The 18,475-nt window shown below is 31.4% G+C and carries 19 protein-coding genes, 3 pseudogenes and 1 riboswitch; of the genes and pseudogenes, 15 read left to right on the top strand and 7 right to left on the bottom strand.

The features are described from left to right. Nucleotides 1-35 precede the first annotated feature (35 nt). Both lepB and AC1Q51_RS04735 read left to right on the top strand, forming a co-directional pair. Entirely contained in the window at nt 36-566 is a 531-nt protein-coding gene (gene lepB / locus AC1Q51_RS04730; protein WP_098126506.1) for a signal peptidase I, read from the top strand. A gap of 258 nt (nt 567-824) precedes the next feature. After that, the gene (locus tag AC1Q51_RS04735; protein ID WP_305926189.1) at nt 825-2,012 is read left to right on the top strand and encodes a macrolide family glycosyltransferase; all 1,188 of its coding nucleotides are present in this window, start codon (nt 825-827) and stop codon (nt 2,010-2,012) included. Nucleotides 2,013-2,103: 91 nt separating this feature from the next. Here AC1Q51_RS04735 and AC1Q51_RS04740 read toward each other — a convergent pair whose 3' ends face one another. Beyond that, nucleotides 2,104-2,784, bottom strand: a complete 681-nt coding sequence (locus AC1Q51_RS04740; protein WP_053564339.1) for an aspartate/glutamate racemase family protein — start codon at nt 2,782-2,784, stop codon at nt 2,104-2,106. Between the two features lie 153 nt (nt 2,785-2,937). After that, nucleotides 2,938-3,053: riboswitch (SAM riboswitch) on the top strand. Nucleotides 3,054-3,192: 139 nt separating this feature from the next. On the opposite strand from AC1Q51_RS04740, the gene AC1Q51_RS04745 reads away from it, so the two are divergent. From AC1Q51_RS04745 to AC1Q51_RS04760, 4 genes are all read left to right on the top strand, one after another. After that, nucleotides 3,193-3,741, top strand: coding sequence for an ECF-type riboflavin transporter substrate-binding protein (locus AC1Q51_RS04745; protein ID WP_090977954.1), 549 nt, complete (start codon nt 3,193-3,195; stop codon nt 3,739-3,741). A 10-nt stretch (nt 3,742-3,751) separates the two neighbouring features. Then, the gene (locus AC1Q51_RS04750) at nt 3,752-5,452 is read left to right on the top strand and encodes an ABC transporter ATP-binding protein (RefSeq protein ID WP_071714915.1); all 1,701 of its coding nucleotides are present in this window, start codon (nt 3,752-3,754) and stop codon (nt 5,450-5,452) included. After that, nucleotides 5,445-6,245 (top strand): energy-coupling factor transporter transmembrane component T family protein, encoded by an 801-nt coding sequence (locus tag AC1Q51_RS04755; protein ID WP_090977952.1) that lies wholly within the window; start codon nt 5,445-5,447, stop codon nt 6,243-6,245. The genes AC1Q51_RS04750 and AC1Q51_RS04755 overlap by 8 nt, the downstream gene beginning before the upstream one ends. Nucleotides 6,246-6,381: 136 nt before the next feature. Further along, on the top strand, nt 6,382-6,489 hold the full coding sequence (locus tag AC1Q51_RS04760) for a YjcZ family sporulation protein (protein ID WP_000120182.1): 108 nt from the start codon (nt 6,382-6,384) through the stop codon (nt 6,487-6,489). 92 nt (nt 6,490-6,581) lie between these two features. Here the strand turns inward: AC1Q51_RS04760 and AC1Q51_RS04765 are convergent, their stop codons facing one another. Next, nucleotides 6,582-7,850: a LytS/YhcK type 5TM receptor domain-containing protein gene (locus tag AC1Q51_RS04765; RefSeq protein ID WP_002094037.1), complete on the bottom strand. Its 1,269-nt coding sequence runs from the start codon at nt 7,848-7,850 to the stop codon at nt 6,582-6,584. Nucleotides 7,851-8,067: 217 nt separating this feature from the next. Further along, a pseudogene (locus AC1Q51_RS04770) lies at nt 8,068-8,268 on the bottom strand (site-specific integrase); the annotation flags it as partial. Nucleotides 8,269-8,501: 233 nt separating this feature from the next. On the opposite strand from AC1Q51_RS04770, the gene AC1Q51_RS04775 reads away from it, so the two are divergent. Next, nucleotides 8,502-8,777 (top strand): hypothetical protein, encoded by a 276-nt coding sequence (locus tag AC1Q51_RS04775; protein WP_492331400.1) that lies wholly within the window; start codon nt 8,502-8,504, stop codon nt 8,775-8,777. A 362-nt stretch (nt 8,778-9,139) separates the two neighbouring features. Here AC1Q51_RS04775 and AC1Q51_RS04780 read toward each other — a convergent pair whose 3' ends face one another. Together AC1Q51_RS04780 and AC1Q51_RS04785 are read right to left on the bottom strand one after the other, a co-directional pair. Then, entirely contained in the window at nt 9,140-9,604 is a 465-nt protein-coding gene (locus tag AC1Q51_RS04780; RefSeq protein WP_492331401.1) for a hypothetical protein, read from the bottom strand. Nucleotides 9,605-9,911: 307 nt separating this feature from the next. After that, nucleotides 9,912-10,376 carry an exosporium protein D gene (locus AC1Q51_RS04785; RefSeq protein ID WP_098289732.1) on the bottom strand — a complete coding sequence of 155 codons (465 nt, stop codon included), beginning with the start codon at nt 10,374-10,376 and terminating at the stop codon, nt 9,912-9,914. Nucleotides 10,377-10,957: 581 nt separating this feature from the next. Between AC1Q51_RS04785 and AC1Q51_RS04790 the strand changes: the two are divergent. Further along, a pseudogene (locus AC1Q51_RS04790) lies at nt 10,958-11,192 on the top strand (hypothetical protein). Nucleotides 11,193-11,251: 59 nt separating this feature from the next. Next, nucleotides 11,252-11,481: pseudogene (locus AC1Q51_RS04795) on the top strand (DNA-entry nuclease). Between the two features lie 255 nt (nt 11,482-11,736). On the opposite strand, the gene AC1Q51_RS04800 reads toward AC1Q51_RS04795, so the two are convergent. Further along, a complete protein-coding gene (locus AC1Q51_RS04800) occupies nt 11,737-12,036 on the bottom strand; it encodes a hypothetical protein (protein ID WP_098256567.1) in 300 nt (99 codons plus the stop codon). A gap of 415 nt (nt 12,037-12,451) precedes the next feature. On the opposite strand from AC1Q51_RS04800, the gene AC1Q51_RS04805 reads away from it, so the two are divergent. The 3 genes from AC1Q51_RS04805 to AC1Q51_RS04815 all read left to right on the top strand — a co-directional run bounded on the left by AC1Q51_RS04805 (nt 12,452) and on the right by AC1Q51_RS04815 (nt 14,705). Continuing rightward, nucleotides 12,452-12,832, top strand: a complete 381-nt coding sequence (locus tag AC1Q51_RS04805; RefSeq protein WP_098256568.1) for a hypothetical protein — start codon at nt 12,452-12,454, stop codon at nt 12,830-12,832. A gap of 794 nt (nt 12,833-13,626) precedes the next feature. Next, nucleotides 13,627-14,097 (top strand): NUDIX hydrolase, encoded by a 471-nt coding sequence (locus AC1Q51_RS04810; protein ID WP_000210489.1) that lies wholly within the window; start codon nt 13,627-13,629, stop codon nt 14,095-14,097. A 311-nt stretch (nt 14,098-14,408) separates the two neighbouring features. Continuing rightward, nucleotides 14,409-14,705 carry a hypothetical protein gene (locus AC1Q51_RS04815; protein ID WP_000253417.1) on the top strand — a complete coding sequence of 99 codons (297 nt, stop codon included), beginning with the start codon at nt 14,409-14,411 and terminating at the stop codon, nt 14,703-14,705. Nucleotides 14,706-14,738: 33 nt separating this feature from the next. Here the strand turns inward: AC1Q51_RS04815 and AC1Q51_RS04820 are convergent, their stop codons facing one another. Further along, on the bottom strand, nt 14,739-15,620 hold the full coding sequence (locus tag AC1Q51_RS04820) for a protein kinase domain-containing protein (RefSeq protein ID WP_106824939.1): 882 nt from the start codon (nt 15,618-15,620) through the stop codon (nt 14,739-14,741). A gap of 127 nt (nt 15,621-15,747) precedes the next feature. Between AC1Q51_RS04820 and AC1Q51_RS04825 the strand changes: the two genes are divergently transcribed. The 3 genes from AC1Q51_RS04825 (at nt 15,748) to AC1Q51_RS04835 (ending at nt 18,263) form a co-directional block, all read left to right on the top strand. Then, on the top strand, nt 15,748-16,254 hold the full coding sequence (locus AC1Q51_RS04825; RefSeq protein WP_000372679.1) for a GrpB family protein: 507 nt from the start codon (nt 15,748-15,750) through the stop codon (nt 16,252-16,254). 172 nt (nt 16,255-16,426) lie between these two features. Next, nucleotides 16,427-17,416 (top strand): zinc-binding dehydrogenase, encoded by a 990-nt coding sequence (locus AC1Q51_RS04830; RefSeq protein WP_492331402.1) that lies wholly within the window; start codon nt 16,427-16,429, stop codon nt 17,414-17,416. A gap of 247 nt (nt 17,417-17,663) precedes the next feature. Then, on the top strand, nt 17,664-18,263 hold the full coding sequence (locus AC1Q51_RS04835) for an undecaprenyl-diphosphatase (protein ID WP_001110122.1): 600 nt from the start codon (nt 17,664-17,666) through the stop codon (nt 18,261-18,263). Nucleotides 18,264-18,475 lie beyond the last annotated feature (212 nt).

Genomic DNA, 18,475 nt, shown 5'->3' on the forward strand with positions numbered 1-18,475 from the left:
TTTTTATCTGGGAATAGATTAGAAATGAGGTATATATGAAGCTGTTTATTCTAAAATATTGGAGGAACATATGTAGCTACATCTTAATTATAATAGGGGTTATTTTTATTAATAAGTCATTTTTATTTTGTATGGTAGAAGGAATTTCGATGCAACCTACTTTAAATGAAAAAGATTATATACTTGTTAATAAGGTAAACGTCTGTTTATCGTCTTTTCATCATGGGGATGTTGTCATCATAAAAAAAGAAGACGAGCCTACTTACTATGTGAAACGAATTATTGGATTATCGGGGGATAATATACAATTAAAAGAGGATGAGGTATATATTAACGGTAAAAAGCGTGATGAGTCGTATATACATTTAGATATGTTACAAGTATCCAATCGTTTTTCAAATTTTAGAGAAATAAAAGTTCCTACGCATAAATTATTTGTGTTAGGTGATAATCGTAATCATAGTAAAGATAGTAGGAATACACTTGGACTTATTGATGAGTCAAATATAATAGGTAAGGTAGAAATGGTATTTTATCCATTTGATCATATAAAATGGATAAAATAATTCTATTAACGATTCACATTTTATAAAATAAATCATATATTGATAGCATAGGACAAGCAGAAAAGTTTGTTCTAACCTCACAGAACACTCCTTATCACGGTTAGGCATCTACATAGGTAGATGCTTTTTTTATGTTGATGACTAAAAATTATTTATCAACATAATGTAGCAAGCATTTTAGGACTATTAGGGGAAGATTACTTGTACAAATAACAGTATGCTTAATTAAAACAATGAAATGTAAGGAGTGAGAAATAAGTGCTAAATATTTTAGTAGTTAATTTTCCAGCAGAGGGGCATGTAAACCCTACATTAAATTTAGTAAAAGCCTTTACTGAACGAGGGGATAATGTACATTATATTACAACGGCAAACTTTAAGGATAGAATTGAAGATTTAGGAGCTACTGTACATACTCATCCGGATCTATTAAAAGAGATTTCTATTGATGCTGAAACCTCATCTGGGTTAAATGCTTTCTTTCATGTGCATGTTCAAACTTCTTTATATATATTAGAAATTACGAGACAATTATGTGAAAGTATAAATTTTGATTTCGTAATTTATGATATATTTGGCGCAGGAGAGTTAGTAAAGGAGTATTTACAAGTTCCAGGTGTAGTGTCCTCACCTATATTTTTAATTCCGCCAGAATTTTTGAAGACATTACCTTTTCATCCAAATGCAGATATGCCATTCCAACCAGAGGAAATCTCTGAAAAATTACTAAATCAGATGGAACATAAATTTGGAGTAAAACCAAAGAATAATCTTCAATTTATGAATAATAAGGGTGATGTTTGTCTCGTATACACAAGTTGTTATTTCCAACCTAATAGCGAATCGTTCGGGGAAAATAACATTTTTATTGGACCGAGTATTTCAAAGCGTAAAACAAATATAAAGTTTCCACTGGAATCACTTAAAGAAAAGAAAGTTATTTATATTTCAATGGGAACACTGCTTGAAGGACTCGAACCATTCTTTAATACTTGTATTGATACTTTTTCAGATTTTGATGGGATAGTTGTAATGGCAATTGGTGATAGAAATGATATTTCTAAAATTAAGAAAGCACCAGATAATTTTATAATTGCTCCATACGTACCTCAATCAGAAATATTAAATGAAGCAGATGTTTTTATTACACATGGCGGTATGAATAGCGTACACGATGCCATTCATTATAATGTCCCATTTGTAATAATACCGCATGATAAAGACCAGCCTATGATAGCGCAAAGACTAACTGAGCTTGAAGCGGCACATAGACTATTGAAAGAACATGTTAATGTGCACACTTTAAAAGAGGCCGTAACAGATGTTCTTTCAAATGAAAAGTATAAACATGGTATAAGAAAACTTAATGATAGCTTTTTAGAATGTGGTGGTTCAAAAGAAGCAATTGCAGTTATTGAATCTCTTTTAAATAAAGTAAAACTTTAATCGGTAGGGATTTTACTACCCATAAATAGCGGGATAAATAGTCGTAACTGTATACAAGCATAGAGGTTCTCACCTTTATGCTTGTATATTCTTATCCAGCAAATTGCACAGCAGTATTTGCATGTAAAAAAGCAGTATCAAAAACGGGAACAGTGAGATCATTTTGGGAGATGAGTAAAGGTATTTCAGTGCAGCCTAATAATATACCTTCAGCACCATTTTGAATTAATGATTTTGTAATTTGTAATAACTCTTCTTTAGATGTTTCTGAAATGATCCCTCTACTTAATTCATCTAATATGACATGGTGGATAAAAGTTCTTTCCTCGTCATTGGGGATAATTGTCTCAATGTTATATTTCGCTAATCGTGATTTATAGAAATCTTGCTCCATCGTTTGTTTTGTTCCTAATAGTCCGATACGTTTTATATTCTGTTCTACCATTTCTTTAGCACTTACATCACCAATGTGAAGAAGCGGGATAGATATTGCTTGTTCTACTTCCTCGGCAAATAGATGTACGGTATTTGAACACATTAATAAACATTCAGCCCCAGATTTTTCAACTTTCTTTGCAACTGTAACTAGTTCATTTTTCACTTCTTCATATTGATGGTTTTGTAATAAAGTAGTTACTTCACCAAAATCCATACTATATAAAACTAACTTTGCATTTTGATCGTATTGAGAGAGTGTAAGTGTATTAATATGTTTATAGTATAATGATGTAGATTCCCAACTTAATCCTCCAATCAAACCAATAACTTTCATAATGCATTCCTCCCAAAACGATTTTGAATTTATTATTTCATAATTCCGATAAGAATACAATGATTTAAATGATCTATTTAACAAAAAATAAAAATAGTAAGAAAAGTGTTGAAATTTACATTCTTTAGTGCCATAATACGAATTACAAATTAATACTTATCCAGAGAGGTGGAGGGAACGGCCCTAAGAAACCTCAGCAACCCCTATGTAATTTTATAGGAAGGTGCTAATTCCGCAGAGGACACGTTGTGTTTTTTGAAAGATAAGAGGATTCTTGAACGTGAAAGAAAATGACCTCTTATATAAGAGGTCATTTTTTGTTGTATAGAAAGGGAGTGTAGATGCATAATTCATTTTTAAATTAAATATAGAGTAATAAAAGTTGACTAATATGAGAGGGGAATTGTAATGAACAAATTATCAACAAAGTTAGTAGTAGCAATCGGTATTGGAGCAGCATTATACGGGATATTAGGACTTTGGGGATTTTCTATTGCACCGAATACATTTATTAAACCAGCATTAGCTATATTAACTGTTTTTGGAGCATTATTTGGTCCAGTGGCAGGACTGTTAATCGGACTTATCGGTCATACCGTAACAGATACGATTGCTGGATGGGGGATTTGGTGGGGCTGGGTTACTAGTTCAGGGATTATTGGTTTTTCGATGGGTCTTATTCAAAAAAGAGTTGGTTTTAGTGTGAAAAACGGGTCGTTTAACAAGGGGCATATTTCTTATTTAGCAATTACTGGGCTAGTTGGTATTGTCATTGCTATTATATTTGCTGGGGCATTCGATATTATTGTGATGGGAGAACCATTTGACAAAATTGTTATCCAAGTATTAGGAGCAACAATTTCCGATGTTATCGTTTTCTTAGTAGTTGGATTGCCACTTACAATTGGCTTGGCAAAATCTAATAAGAAACATACACATTTAAAAATTGAAAAGTAGGGATGTTAACATGAAACCAATTATTTCGTTTGAACAATTCACCTTTCAATATGGGCATGCTGCGCAGCCTACTTTAAGTGATATTACCTTTCATATATACCCTGGGGAAAAAGTACTAATTGCTGGACGAAGTGGTTCAGGAAAGTCGACATTAGCTCATTGTATAAATGGGCTAATCCCATTTTCTTACGAAGGGACTAGTACAGGTAACGTTTTAATTGCCGGTAAAGACCCGAGGGAAGGAAGTATTTTTGAACAAAGTAAGCAGGTAGGAACAATTTTGCAAGATCAAGATGCTCAATTTATTGGTCTGACAGTAGAAGAAGATGTAGCTTTTTATTTAGAAAATGAATGTGTAAAGCAAGATGACATGAAAAAGATTGTTTCGGACTCATTAAGAAAGGTGAAGATGCATACGTTTCATAAACAAAGTCCACATGAATTATCAGGAGGTCAAAAGCAAACAGTTTCTCTAGCGGGTTTATTAACAACAAATGCGGATATATTATTGTTCGATGAACCGTTAGCTAATTTAGATCCACTAAGTGCCTTACATACGATAAAACTTATGAAAGATATACATGAACAATATAATAAAACGATTGTTATTATTGAACATAGAATAGAAGAAATTTTAAACCTGGATTTAGACAAAGTTATATTAATTGATGAAGGTAAAGTCATTGCGATAGGAACACCAAAAGAAATCTTAGCGTCAAATATATTACCACGTATCGGCTTAAGAGAGCCTATTTACATCGAAGCATTAAAGAGATTACATTTTGATAGTAATAATGACGTAATATATCCAATGGAAAACCTTCAAAAAGAAAAGGTAAGCAACGTTATAAAAGAGTGGATGGAGAAACAAGTCATATTAAAAGGGAATACCAAAAACAAGGAATTACTTAAAGTGGAGAATTTATCATTTTCATACTCTAATAAACAAAAAGTATTAGAAAATGTAAACCTTTCAATATATGAAGGAGAAATTGTGGCACTGTTAGGGCATAATGGAGCAGGGAAATCAACATTAGCTCATAGTCTTATAGGCATAAATAAAATGAAAAATGGGAAAATCTTGTTAAAAGGTGAAGATATTAGTTCTTGGTCTATTCGTAAACGTGGGGAAATCATATCTTACGTGATGCAAAATCCAAATCATATGATTACACAGCCTACTGTTTTTGAAGAAGTTTCATTTACATTAACATTACATAATTTTTCTAAGGAAGAAATTAAGAATAGAGTAGAAGGAACTTTAAAAATTTGTGGTTTATATCCATTTCGTAATTGGCCAATTCAAGCACTAAGCTATGGGCAAAAAAAGAGATTAACAATCGCATCTGTATTAACAACAAATCCTAAACTTATCATATTAGATGAACCAACAGCGGGACAAGATTATTATCACTATAAACAATTTATGTCTTTTATTAAAAACCTAGCTAAAAAGGGAATTTCATTTGTTTTTATCACTCACGATATGAATCTCGCGCTAGAATATACAGACCGTGCAGTAGTTCTACATGAAGGGAAAATTATTGCGGATAATACAGTGTTTGATGTATTAGGCGATCAAGAAACGTTACAAAGAGCCAACTTAAGAGAGAGTTCTTTAACCAAGCTTGTTAAATTTAGTGGGATTGCATGTCCAGAAAAATTTATGGAGCTTTATTTAGATAGTAATAGGAGGGAGGAAGGTGCATAGTACATATTTTCATCGTATGGATGGGGTAGTGAAATTGTTTTTATTTATTTTTTGTATGACGCTTACTTTTTTATTTTTTGATTTTCGGGTGTTGCTAATATTATTTATTATTGGGTGTATCGGGCTCAGCATTGCTAAAATTCCATTTCGTAAAATTTTAATTGTTTTTAGTGTCATATTTACATTTAGTTTATTAAACTCTGTCATGATTTTATTGATTACACCAACTCATGGATCTGAATTAACTGAATCATATACCGCGTTTTTACATGTTGGATATGTAACGATTACATATGAAACATTATTTTATGCAGCTACACTTTCATTAAAGTATTTTACGTTGTTACCATTTACACTTCTTTTTATTTACACGACAGATCCAAGTGAATTTGTAAGTAACTTAAGTAAACTTGGTATTCATTATAAGATTACTTATGCAATAAATATTGCACTACGTTATATTCCTGACATCCAGTCTGAGTATAAAATTATTAAACACGCGCAAGAAGCGAGAGGAGTGGCTTTTGAAAAAGGAGAAGCAAGTTTATGGGTTCGTATGAAGAACCGTGTTTTAATTTTCTGGCCACTAATCATGCATTCTCTAGAAAGAATAGATACGGTTTCAAATGCAATGGATTTAAGAGGATTTGGAAAGAAGGATAAACGTACATGGTTTTATACAAGTAAGGCGAAACGTGAAGATTTCATCGCTTTATTTGCCGGTATTTTCATATTTATTGTTGCGGTATATTTAAAATTAAACGTATTTCAAAACTTTTGGTATCCATTTTAAAGCACTCTTTAAACGAGTGCTTTTACTTATTTTTATGTAGACATGCTCAAAAAAGGGATATACACATAATGTATAATACGAACCAGTTAAAATGATCAACTACCTATTAGTTTTCAAACCAAAAGGAGGAGAAAATATGAGTTACGGTGGTTCTTGTGGTTTTGGTGGAGGTTTCGCTTTATTAGTTGTGTTATTCATTCTATTAATAATTGTAGGATGCAGCTGCTGGGGCGGAGGATATTAATTTTTAATTAGTCTTCACAAATGTAAACTAAAAAAACATTGAAGATACTTATGTATCGAAACAAATAAAAAAGGAGCAACTATGCTCCTTTTTTATTTGTTTAAATGCGTATTCTTACTATATTTCGGGAACGTAATCGTTAAAGTTGTTCCTTTACTAATGATACTTCGGATTTTTAAACTTCCATGCATCGTCTCAATAATCTTAACAGCAACCATCGTACCTAAACCAGTTCCTTTTGTTTTTGTACTAAAATACGGTTCACCGAATCGATGTATTTGCTCCTGTGACATTCCAACTCCGCTATCTTCAATTCGTATTTCAACTTTACTATTATTGATAGATGAGGAAATATTTAAGGTACCACCATTAGGCATTGCTTCAATACTGTTTTTTATTAAGTTTAAAAAACATTGTTGAAAGTGCTGTTTATTACCAACAATGGTTGCCTCAGAAAAATCCTGTGTAATATGTATCGTATTCATATTACACAATGGCAATATCATATTAATAACTCGATTTAACTCTTGCTTTACTGAAATTTGATCTAATTTTTCTGGAGCAGGTTTGGCAAACGTTAAGTAATCATCGATAATTTCTTGGGCACGATTTAACTCTTCAAGTATATGTTTAATATATTCGTCTCTTGATTCAGGAGTTAAATTTGGTGTTTTTAAAAGCTGTGTAAATCCTTTTACAACCGTTAAAGGATTCCTTACTTCGTGCGATATACTTGCAGCGAGTTGGCTAACAATCTCCATTTTTTCCATTTTAATTAATTTTGAGCGCATTAATACAGCATCTTTTATAACTTCATTTATATAAACAATAAATAACATTAAAGTAGTCGGTAATACCATGAAATAAATAATATACAAATTATTCACTTCAAAATCTGATAAAGTTAATACAATTACAGTTGTAAATATTGCTAGGAAAAAGGTTAAAAACATGGAAAAAGCTACTTTAAGCTTTCTATTATATGTATTAAATTTTGAAGATGCGAGTGCTGTAACGATGAACATTATTCCGTAAACAACGACTGTCAGCATATTAAAGCCATAAAATATAAATCTTGTAATTAATAAAATTGTAAACAATATGATACCGACAGGGAATCCACCATAAAGCGTACCTATTATGACCGGAATTTGTCTTAAATCATGAATACAACTTTCATCCATATAGATAGGGTATCGCATACATAAAATAAGCGGGATACTAGAACAAAGGGTAATCAGTAATATTTTGTATTTTTTCAAATAATGCCTGCTATCATATATGAAATAAAAAACAAATATACTACATAAAATGTATAGAAGATTATTTAATACGTTTTGATTAATATAAACAAAGTCCATAATAGTTGCCTCGTTATTCTGAATTTACTTAACATATGTATTATACATGATAACATGTGTTAGGATGTATAAACCTTGTTCATACAAGATTTATTTAGCTTTTTTTATAAAATGCAAACATTAGCTATTCAAAGATAATTTTACCAAAACTTTTTACTACTTCTTTCTGCATGTTCGGTAAAACATGGTGGGTTATGTTGCTACTATAAGAAACCTAGGTATTCTTTTCTAAACTCATCCTTTTAATTTCTAGCCACTGAACGAGATAGTCTTTTAAAGTAAGCTTAGACGGCTCCACAAAAGTCCCTTCATTTAAATCCGTAATCTTTTTCGTCACATTTTTTACTGCTTCTTTTTTGTCTTATAACCAGAAACACACTAAGTACTTATTTCCTCTTTTTCGAATATGTCCTTTCACTTAAAACACTCCTTCATTTTGTTTTGAATTATGTTGTATAAGTCTAGTTGTAATGTTGCTACTTTGAAAATTGCATAGTTGGACATATGAGCGATGGATATATTTTACCATATATGAACAAATTCAGTTATAGGATATGATATGTAAGTTACTGCTAATTTTATATTTACAATATACTGAAAATTAAGTAATACAAAAAATGGAAATATAAAATAATGCAAGGGGGAAAGAAAATGAAAAAGGTTTTTGTAGTGTTTTTTGTACTAGCATTCGCATTTATGTCTATCAATTCTTCAAAAGCTATGGCTTACGGAAATCATAAAGCGGATCTTTATACAAGCGGCGGATCTCAATTATTGAATTATGTTGGATCTAAACAACCTTTATATAATGGTCCTGGTAACCCAAATGTAGTAGGTTATGTTGCTTATCAATCTGTCAAAGTAAAACAAGCATGGTATTTAATTAATACATCGTTAGGACAAAAATGGATAGGTTATAACCTTTAAAAAGCACTCATAATGAGTGCTTTTTTTATTTATATATAAGTCTAGTTGTAATTTTGGTGCTATGAAAATTACATATTTGGACATATGAGTGATGGATATATTTTATCATATTTAGATTGTTATTAAGGAATAAAAAAAGAGCCATAGGGCCTCTTTTTTTGCTGTATTCATGGAAATAAAATTAAAAGCGTTATTTTATTATAAAAAAATAGGTGACTCAACAATTGTGCTAGCCGAGTCACCTAGTACTATCGAACCAAATAATGTACTTTTTCTATATGTAGTTATGGGGAGTTCTTAGAGGCTAGCCCAATAGACAGTTAAGGGACAAATAAAATCATTTTAGAGAGTTTTACATTTTATTATGTTAATGCTACAACAGCAAGAGTTAAGCCCAACGTATTCAATGTATTAGAATATGGTCCTACATTAACAGTAAGAGTACTTGTTATACCTGGAGGTGTAGTGAAAATTGCGGGGGCTGATACAGAAGTGAATCCGGCTGTATATCCTAGAGAAGTACCTGATCCAATGATGGGATTATTATTCAGATACATAGTGATACCTGCCGAATTACCTCCTGGTTGAATGATAACTTGCACTTCATAGATTGCCAAATAGGTTCTTCCACCTTCAAGTAAAACAGTTGTTGGTGGTGTGAATGAGATTGCCGTGCCATTAGAATTTACCACAGTATCTAGTGGAATCGCAGAGTTTACAGAAACTATTGATGGGGTAGTTTGAACAACATTTAAACTGTTAGCCGTGGGAGATGGACAAGAATAAGGTTTGTGAATGTTAGAGTTGTTATCATTTTGATAATTCACAAATAATCAAGCTCCTTTACTTAAGATAATTTTTTATCCTATATAAAACGTAGCTTTTTTGTATCTAAGTTATTTTTAATAAGTTTTTAAAGATAATTCGAATATTATTGGTCAGTCAACTCTTAAAAGTATTTGATACTCTGGGATTTAAAAGTGCATCTGATAAATATATATGAATGTTTTTTAAGGACATTACTGTAAGTTAGGAAACATAATAAAATCGTTATTTTAATAAAAAACGGGAAAATGAGGGGAGTAAAAGGAAAAGAACCCTTTATATAAAGGGTTTTTCTGGTGATTTAATCTATCAATTACATTCTTGGTAATATTCATCACATGAATCGTTATTATCGTTACAGCATATACAAAATGTTTTTTGAACAAATAAACTAACTACACTAGTAGAACCTTCCTGCTTTGTAAGAGTAAGACTTTGAAAATCTTCAACTTGAAATATTTTTGTTTGAACAGGTTGTAATGTAGTAGTAATTGGTACGTTAGATCTTCTTGTTAGAATAGTTACTTGAACGGGTGCACTCATACCGACAACGAATAACTGAATTAATGTTTTGTTATGATTGTTTGTAAAATCCTCAAATACAGTTTGTGGAGCGGTGGTTTCAAGGAAAACTGACACAGGTATATTTCCATTTTCATTTTCTGCAGAACCAGCTATCGTATGAGTTTCAATAAAACAGTTATTTTTTTGATTGTTGGAATGTGATTGGTTTTTATAATATTTTTTACCATCTTTATAAAAGTAATCAGCCATATGAATTTAAAGCTCCCTTCTTTTAAATATCTATATAGTCTATTTAATAAAATGAAGTAGTGCTTGTACAACATAATAAAATCCGCTCTCGTAATTATCTAAAAATGTTATTTGGAAATTAAAGAGCGCCATTCAAGGCGCTCTCGGATAAACATTAATATTGAAAAAGAATACCACATTATATTTTATGCATGTTCTTAATAAATGTGTAGTTTTTTAGCAAAATCCTTATTTGAAAACAAGAAGCCCTAGAGTTAGGGCTCTAGGGCTTCTTATTTTGGTATTCTCACATGGTTTTTCAAAAAGAATAGAACATATTGAAGATAACATGTGAATGTTTCATAAATGTATCAAAAAAGTGAACAAAATTGCTAGTGGAGAAGAAGCAGAAATGAAGTTTCTAATACGTAAGTACGTGAAAGGTATTATTTCCAATGAATAAAATGCGCATGGGACACCTAATCATTATTTTATCGGGGGAAAAGAATATGTTATGAACTTGGTTGAATGAAAAAATGAAAATTTTACTTTTAGAGTGAAACTAAACAAAAACGCTATTTTATTAGAAAAGGAGGATGAAAATGGAGGTCCAGTTAATTCACGAACAAACATATAAAAGTCAGTATGATTTAGAAAATGCAGTAGAAAAATTCTACGATAGTCTCCCAGAAGAATTCGGAATGTTAGAGGACGAGGATATCAAGAAATTTGATCATATAAGCGGAGTATTTGAGGCGACGGCCGTAATGAAGAATGGTTTGAAATTGAAGGTAGAAATATTCTTTGCGGATTGATGCAGACGAAGATGAATCATGAGTTTGTAAAGCTTATCAAGTAGCTTAATAAAAACTTCATTTGAAAGGAAAGTGATCAAGGTGGAAGTTCAATATGATGCGCAGGGCCGAATGAAGTATCATCCCGATTACCATCCGAATCATAAGAAGCCGTATACAACGACAGGATTAGCCTACATATATAAGTATTATGGATTCGGAAAGGTGAAGGAAATTGCTTTAGCATTAGGAAGAACGGAATTAATGATAAGGCAGCTAGTAAATACTCTCCGGAAGGAATGTTTGAAAAATATAAAACTATAGGTGAGTAATTACAATAAAAATTTCATTTTATAGAAATAAAAACCCTAGTTTCCTAGGGTAATGGTATAACAGCCAAATATATTTTATTCGTTTATATCGTAACTTAATATTACGTTAAATACATCAGGTAAATGAAACCAATTGTAGAAAATAAGAGTAGTTAACAAAAACTAACTGCTCATCTCCAAGGGGGAACAAGGAGAAAATCTAATGTCATATATAGTATTGACGTAATATTTAGTTTTATTCGTGAAGAATTACATTTAACTTAATGCATAAGCAATGATTAAAGTTAGTGTTAAAAACACTGATAATAACAATGTTAGCAGAACTGTTACTATGCTTCTAAGCATTGTTATCCAATTACCTGCTTTAGAGAATCCTTTAATACCAGCAAAAAAAGTTCCTATTGAAAAAATGAGTACAAAAAATAAAGGGTGAAAATAAACGATATTTATAAACGACGCATTCATTTCAGGTGTGCATACTTCAAGATATAAAAGAAAAAAAGCAATGCAAACGAATGAAAAAATAAAAGACCATAGATTTATATTATGCTTCATAGGTTGATCCTTTGTTATCAAAATATTGCTATTAAATTTTAATGGAAAATATAAGAAAAATATAGTGGTTATAAATTGGAATGAATTTTTAAACAAAATAATCCTTTTGTTTAAAGAAAAACAAGCTACCACGTTACAATGATTGGAGATATTTTCCGATATATCCTTAAGAGGGTGGGAATAGAAAGAGTATCTTCTAGAGGAAAGGAATTAATTTATGTTAGGAAATTGGTTGGGTAAATTAAAATAACCTAAATGTATACAAAGATATAAACTTATTAATAGTCATGACAATGAAGATTTTAGAACTGGTAAGATGGGAATATTTAGTTATTGTAAATGTGAAAAGTGCTGGAATTGTTCTAAAGGAAGGAATATCTGAAATATAAATATAATTGAGGGGAGTGAAATAATAATGGAAACTAGTACTTTTTTAGGGCTGTTCTGGGGATGGATGACGGTTATCGTATCGGGAATACTATTCGTCCGTCCATCGGTGTTACATGACTTAAAAAAATTAGTGGTTGAAGACAGAGGGTTTGGTATTATGTATGGTTTTCTATCGATTTTCCTAGGATTAGGTACTGTAATTCTACATAATGTATGGGGATTCAACTGGCGGGGATTCCTAACGGTTATTGCATGGCTTGCATTATTAAAGGGAATTTACATAATTGCATATCCTGAACCCTCCAAGAAAACAGACTTTGAAGTAAGGATACTATCTACACGTATAGTACTCGCTATCATTGGTGCTTTGGCTTTATGGATGCTTATAGTAATCTATATAAAATAATCTTTTTTTTAATAAATAAAAGAGCCTAATGTGAGAGAAAAGGCCTTTTCAAAAATTGCATATGAGGAAAATCAATGTCAATAGTTTAATGCCAATAAATTAGAATTAATTCTAGGTATTAAGTATTGAGAAATAAAAAATATTTAAGGCAACAAATTGGTTAACTTTATGAGCTAACCAATTGTTACACAAAAGAAAATTAGGCCCTACAAGTAATAGATGTGTAACTTAAATTTACAGTTATAGTGTAAGCGAGATTGAAAATGTTATACGAAAGTAATTCTGTTTAAAAGTTTTATTTTGTCATAAATAAGAGAGCATTTAGCCCAGCCTAACTGCTCGATACAGAGGCAATAGTCTAGCTACATAGATATTATATGCGGAGTTATTGATTTTATTTGTGTAAAACACAAAAGAGCAGCTAACAAAACCTAGCCGCTCTAAACAGTGATGTGTCTCTAGATGTAGTTGTAGTATAAACAGAACGTTGAGTTTTATTCATGGGGAGATAGAAATGGGCTTGAAAATAGAATATAGTCCGGCTAGAAAACTAGAGGACACCAATTTTTAGAACTGCGATAAAATTGTTTTAAGAAATGGTGTTCGCTTTATTTTGAAAGGGGATTTAGGAAATGAAGGTATTAGAATAGAAATGGTTAATAAACGCATAGATTGATAAAAAGTAAAGGGCAAATCCCTTATGAGAATAAGGAATATTATCATTTTTGTTACTATTTTCTTCTATCTTTATATGTAATTAATTTGTATTTTATATATAAATTAGGAGGGAATTTATGACTACAAATAAGGACTACATTCGTTATATCCGGGGAAAAGTAGGACATGATTTAATATTTCTTAATTTTGCTGGAGGTATTGTTTATAACGAACGAAATGAAATTCTTTTACAAAAACGGGGAGATAGAAATGAATGGGGTCTTCCAGGTGGTGCTATGGAACTTGGAGAATCTCTTGAAGAAACCGCTAAACGAGAAATATTTGAGGAGACAGGATTAAATGTTGAAGTTGAACATCTTATAGGTGTCTATTCTAAATATTCTGGTGAGTTTCCGAACGGAGATAAAGCTCAGACTATCACTCATTGTTTTCAATGTAAGCCAATTGGTGGAGAACTTACTGTAGATGGTATTGAGACTTTGGATTTAAAATACTTCCCAATAGACCAAATACCAAAATTATTCACAAAACTACACGAAGATGCCTTAGAAGATTGGCTTTCCAAAAGAAAAGGTGTATTTAGATAAAAAACTTTCAAATTAATTATCCATAATCTTTAACTAACAGGTGCTTTAATTGAGCAAGAAAATAAAAACCTTTAACTTCCGCTAAAGATAATTATGTTAATGATCTAGTGATGGCAGTTCTCGTAAGGACAAAAAGAGGAACGTATATAAATAGAGTTGTAGAAATAGAAAGAGTGGATTCCTTGTGAGAGAGTAGGGATCCACTTTTTTCTTGCCACTGATAAAGAGACACTATATCTGACTTACATAAATATCCTATTTATTCAAATTTGTCCTTTCTAATGGTACAATTAGATTCATGGAGGGATATTATGGTAAGTTTTTATGTAACACTGTTTCTTATATTTGGTACTGCGATATTTTTATTTTTCTTGTCTGGTTCATCAAAAATTAAGGCTAAAAATCTATCATTGATAATGATCTGTTTAGGGATAAATCTACTCACAAGTCCAATGGCTTTATTTATAGGTGTGATGGCAACAGACTCTCCATATAGCACTACGCTTGATTTTTTTGGAGGATGTCTCTTTATTCAGGGAATACCGCTCCTCCTCCTACTTGCAGCTTTTTTGAAGTTTGCAATAGCAAAGAAAACAAAACAAGTATAGTATAAACTCTATATTTCTTTTAATAATTTAGGGTTATATCTTTTCTGCGTTAGCTGCTTTTAACCACGCTTCGTAGAATTCTGTAACTGATGCATACCGTTCTGCGCGATCTTTATTTACAGCACGATACGCTACCTCATATAATTCCTTACTTGCTTCCCATTTTATAAAAGAACGATCTTTTTCACCGCCTAAAAGTGAGAAAGCCATTGCTCCCATATTAAATACATTTGTTCTTTCATCAATTGTTGCGTTTAGTTCAAATTCCTCTGGTGACATAAAACGGGAGGAACCCCATAGCCGGCCCATTTTATTTATGTAAGGTTTCTTACTGTATAAATCTATATCACAAATTTTTGTTTCGTTTGTATTAAAATTATATAAAATACTACCGTCATAAAAATCTATCGCTACATAGTTTTTCTTTTCTACATAAGTATGGAAAGAAAAAAGGGAATGTAAGGAATGAATTCGTTCTATAGCAGATAAATGCCTAAATTTATAAAATGGTGAGTTTGGATTTTTATATTTCTCAGGAGGTGGGAAACTCCAATGCGAATGAAGACATTCACCATCAAACCAATCGAAAATTAATACATATCCAGATTGAGCTGGAAAATGATCAATTAGTCTTATGAGCGATTCATGTTTTAAATCTTCATAGATAGTAACTGAATTTTTTAGCCTTTTAATAGCGTGACCCGTTGTTCCTTCAAATGCAATTGTTTGTGCTCCTGCGTATTTGATAAATTTCTTATGCCCATCTTTTTCTACACCAAAACTTATATTACCTGAGTCTTGCTGGTCAAAAACTGCAAATACGGTCCCTAATTTAATAAGCCAATCAAAATTATGATATTCTTTTAATTGGAATGTTACGTTATTTAACTGAATTTCCACGGAATTATCTTTCATAGATTACCTCACATTTAATATAATTATGTTGTATATTCCACTATTCGACATATTTTATGGAAATCCTATGCTAATAATATAAAATTTTATAAATATAATGATAAACACTTATAAAGAGGTGAATACAATGGATCAACAAATTGTTATTAAAGCATATCAAAAAGACTGGGTTGAAGAGTATATAAAAGAAAAAGAGAAATTCTGTTCCTTGTTAGGACAAGAAATAATTGCTGTTGAACATATAGGAAGCACAGCAGTAGAAGGATTAGGAGCTAAACCTCTTATTGATATGATGATTGGCGTAACAGACTTACAAATTACTGAAAACTGGATTGAAGTTCTATCGGAAATTGGATATGAGTATGTTCCAAAAGATGCAACCAATTGGCGTTTTTTTAGAAAGGGAAAATGGAGAGCGGGTACTCATCATTTACATATTTATATTTATAATAGTGATGAGTGGAGAAACAATATTTTATTTCGTGACTTTCTAATAAGCCATGAATGGGCACGTAAAGAATATAGAGAATTAAAAGAGAGGCTTGCTATTACATATGCTTTTGATCGTGTTTCATATACAAAGGCAAAAGCGCCATTTATTCGAAAAATATTAGAATTGGCTAGAATTCAATAAATTTATAGATTCTTATCTAACTAGTTTTGAAACCTCTTCCTATACTTTTTATAGGGAGAGGATTTTTTGTTTTTTTCATGACAAAATATATAATTTCTAATTATTGGAGGCAAACTATTTTATTTATTTTGATATTTCTAGTACATTGGAAATATTAAGGGGGAATTAAGCAATGAAAGCTATTGTACATCAATATGAAAAAGGATTAGAGGGGTTAGAATATAAATTTTCACCTGAGATAAGTCCTAATGCAGGTGAAGTAGAAATAAAGTTAAAAGCTGCAGGGTTAAATCATAGGGATTTATTTATTATAAACAATAGAAAAGAAATGAATCTACCATTAGTAATAGGGTCAGATGGCTCAGGAATTGTTACAGAAATAGGAGAAGGAGTTTCAAATATTACACTACATACAGAAGTTATTATTAATCCTAGTATTGGATGGGAACATGCTACTGAAGTACCAGAGTTACCGGAAGTGCTAGGTGGACCGAAAGGTGGAACGTTTGCTGAATATGTAATTGTACCGGCTGAAAATGTAGTAGAAAAGCCGGCATATCTTACTTGGGAAGAATCAGGTGTTTTATCTTTATCCGCATTAACAGCATATAGAGCACTTTTTACAAAGGGTAGATTGAAGTGCGGTGAACATGTTTTAATTCCGGGAATAGGCGGTGGTGTAGCTACATTTGCCATGTTATTCGCGAAAGCAATCGGCGCAAATGTGAGTGTTACTTCAAGGGTAGAGAATAAAAGGGAACTTGCTGAAAAATATGGTGCAGATATTTCTTTTAATAGTACCGGAAATTGGGAAGAGAGCTTACAAGGTGAAAAAGTAGATTTAATAATAGATAGTATAGGCCCGGCAACTTTCTTGAAATATTTTGATGTATTAAAACCAAATGGAAGAATCGTGAATTTTGGTGCAAGCTCAGGAGATACAATTGAATTACCATTACGCGCATTATTTTATAATCAAATTGATATTATGGGAACATCCATGGGTAGCCGTGAGGAATTTAATGAGATGATAAAGTTTATTGAAAAATATCAAATTAAACCAATTATTGATAAGGTTTACTCGTTAGAAGAAGCAATTCGAGCACTAAGCCGTATGGAACATGGGGAACAATTCGGAAATATTGTACTTCAAATGAATTAAAAAATATGATTTTGCAATTAGTATATTTAAATGAATATGTTATGTATTTCAAACATGAAAAAAATACGAACCGCCTTATTATAAAGGCTTACCGGCTTTATACATAAATAGCGTATAAAATTTGTTTAATAATTGTCACATGAGTAATAGTAAAATGAGAATTAGATGAAAAAAGTTTAAGCCTATTTTCATAATGGTATTGTATACTGTGTAAATCAAGAACACTTGTATGTAAGGAGAGAGTTTAATGAATTACACAGTATTTCAGTGGTTTAATAATTTTGCTGATTCATCCAAACTATTAGATACGTTAATGATTGCTATTACAAATAGCGCTGCATACGTAGCCGTTCTATTTATGTTTATCTTATGGTTTAATAATGGAAAGAAAGAAAAGGCAATTAGAAAACAATATACAGTTTTATATACGACGCTTTCGGTTATTATTGCATTATTAGTAAATGTTCTTATACACGCGGTATATTACCATCCGCGTCCGTTCGTATCACATGATGTACATCAATTAGTACCACATGCAGCAGATTCATCATTCGTTAGTGATCATTCTGTACTTGTATTTTCAATCGCCTTCGTATTTATTCTTAGAGGAGAAAAACTGAAATATATCGCGCTATTATGGGCAGTAATAGTCGGTATATCACGTATGTACGTAGGTGTTCATTATCCTTTAGATATACTTGGTGCAGCATTCTTAACACTTATTACGAGCGCTTTAGTAATGCAAAGTACACGTATGTTTGAACCAATAGCGAAACTTGTATTCAAAATGTATGCATTAGTAGCGAGACGAATTCCTTTCTTAGCGAAATATAACCATATCGCATAATTTTCCTATAAAAATTCCCCTTTGGACATCCAGAGGGGAATTTTTTTATAGGAAATACGAAAAGAGTTTAGAGTGCTCTGTAATCAAGTTGTACTAATTAATATTCTGAAATTTCACGCACCGTATTTAAAATATATAAAATAATGACACAAAATAACAACAGTTAGTTTTGCATTGTTTTAAAGGAATTAAAAAGAAAACTTCGAAACATA

The sequence above is a fragment of the Bacillus sp. MT94 genome (assembly GCF_058792475.1).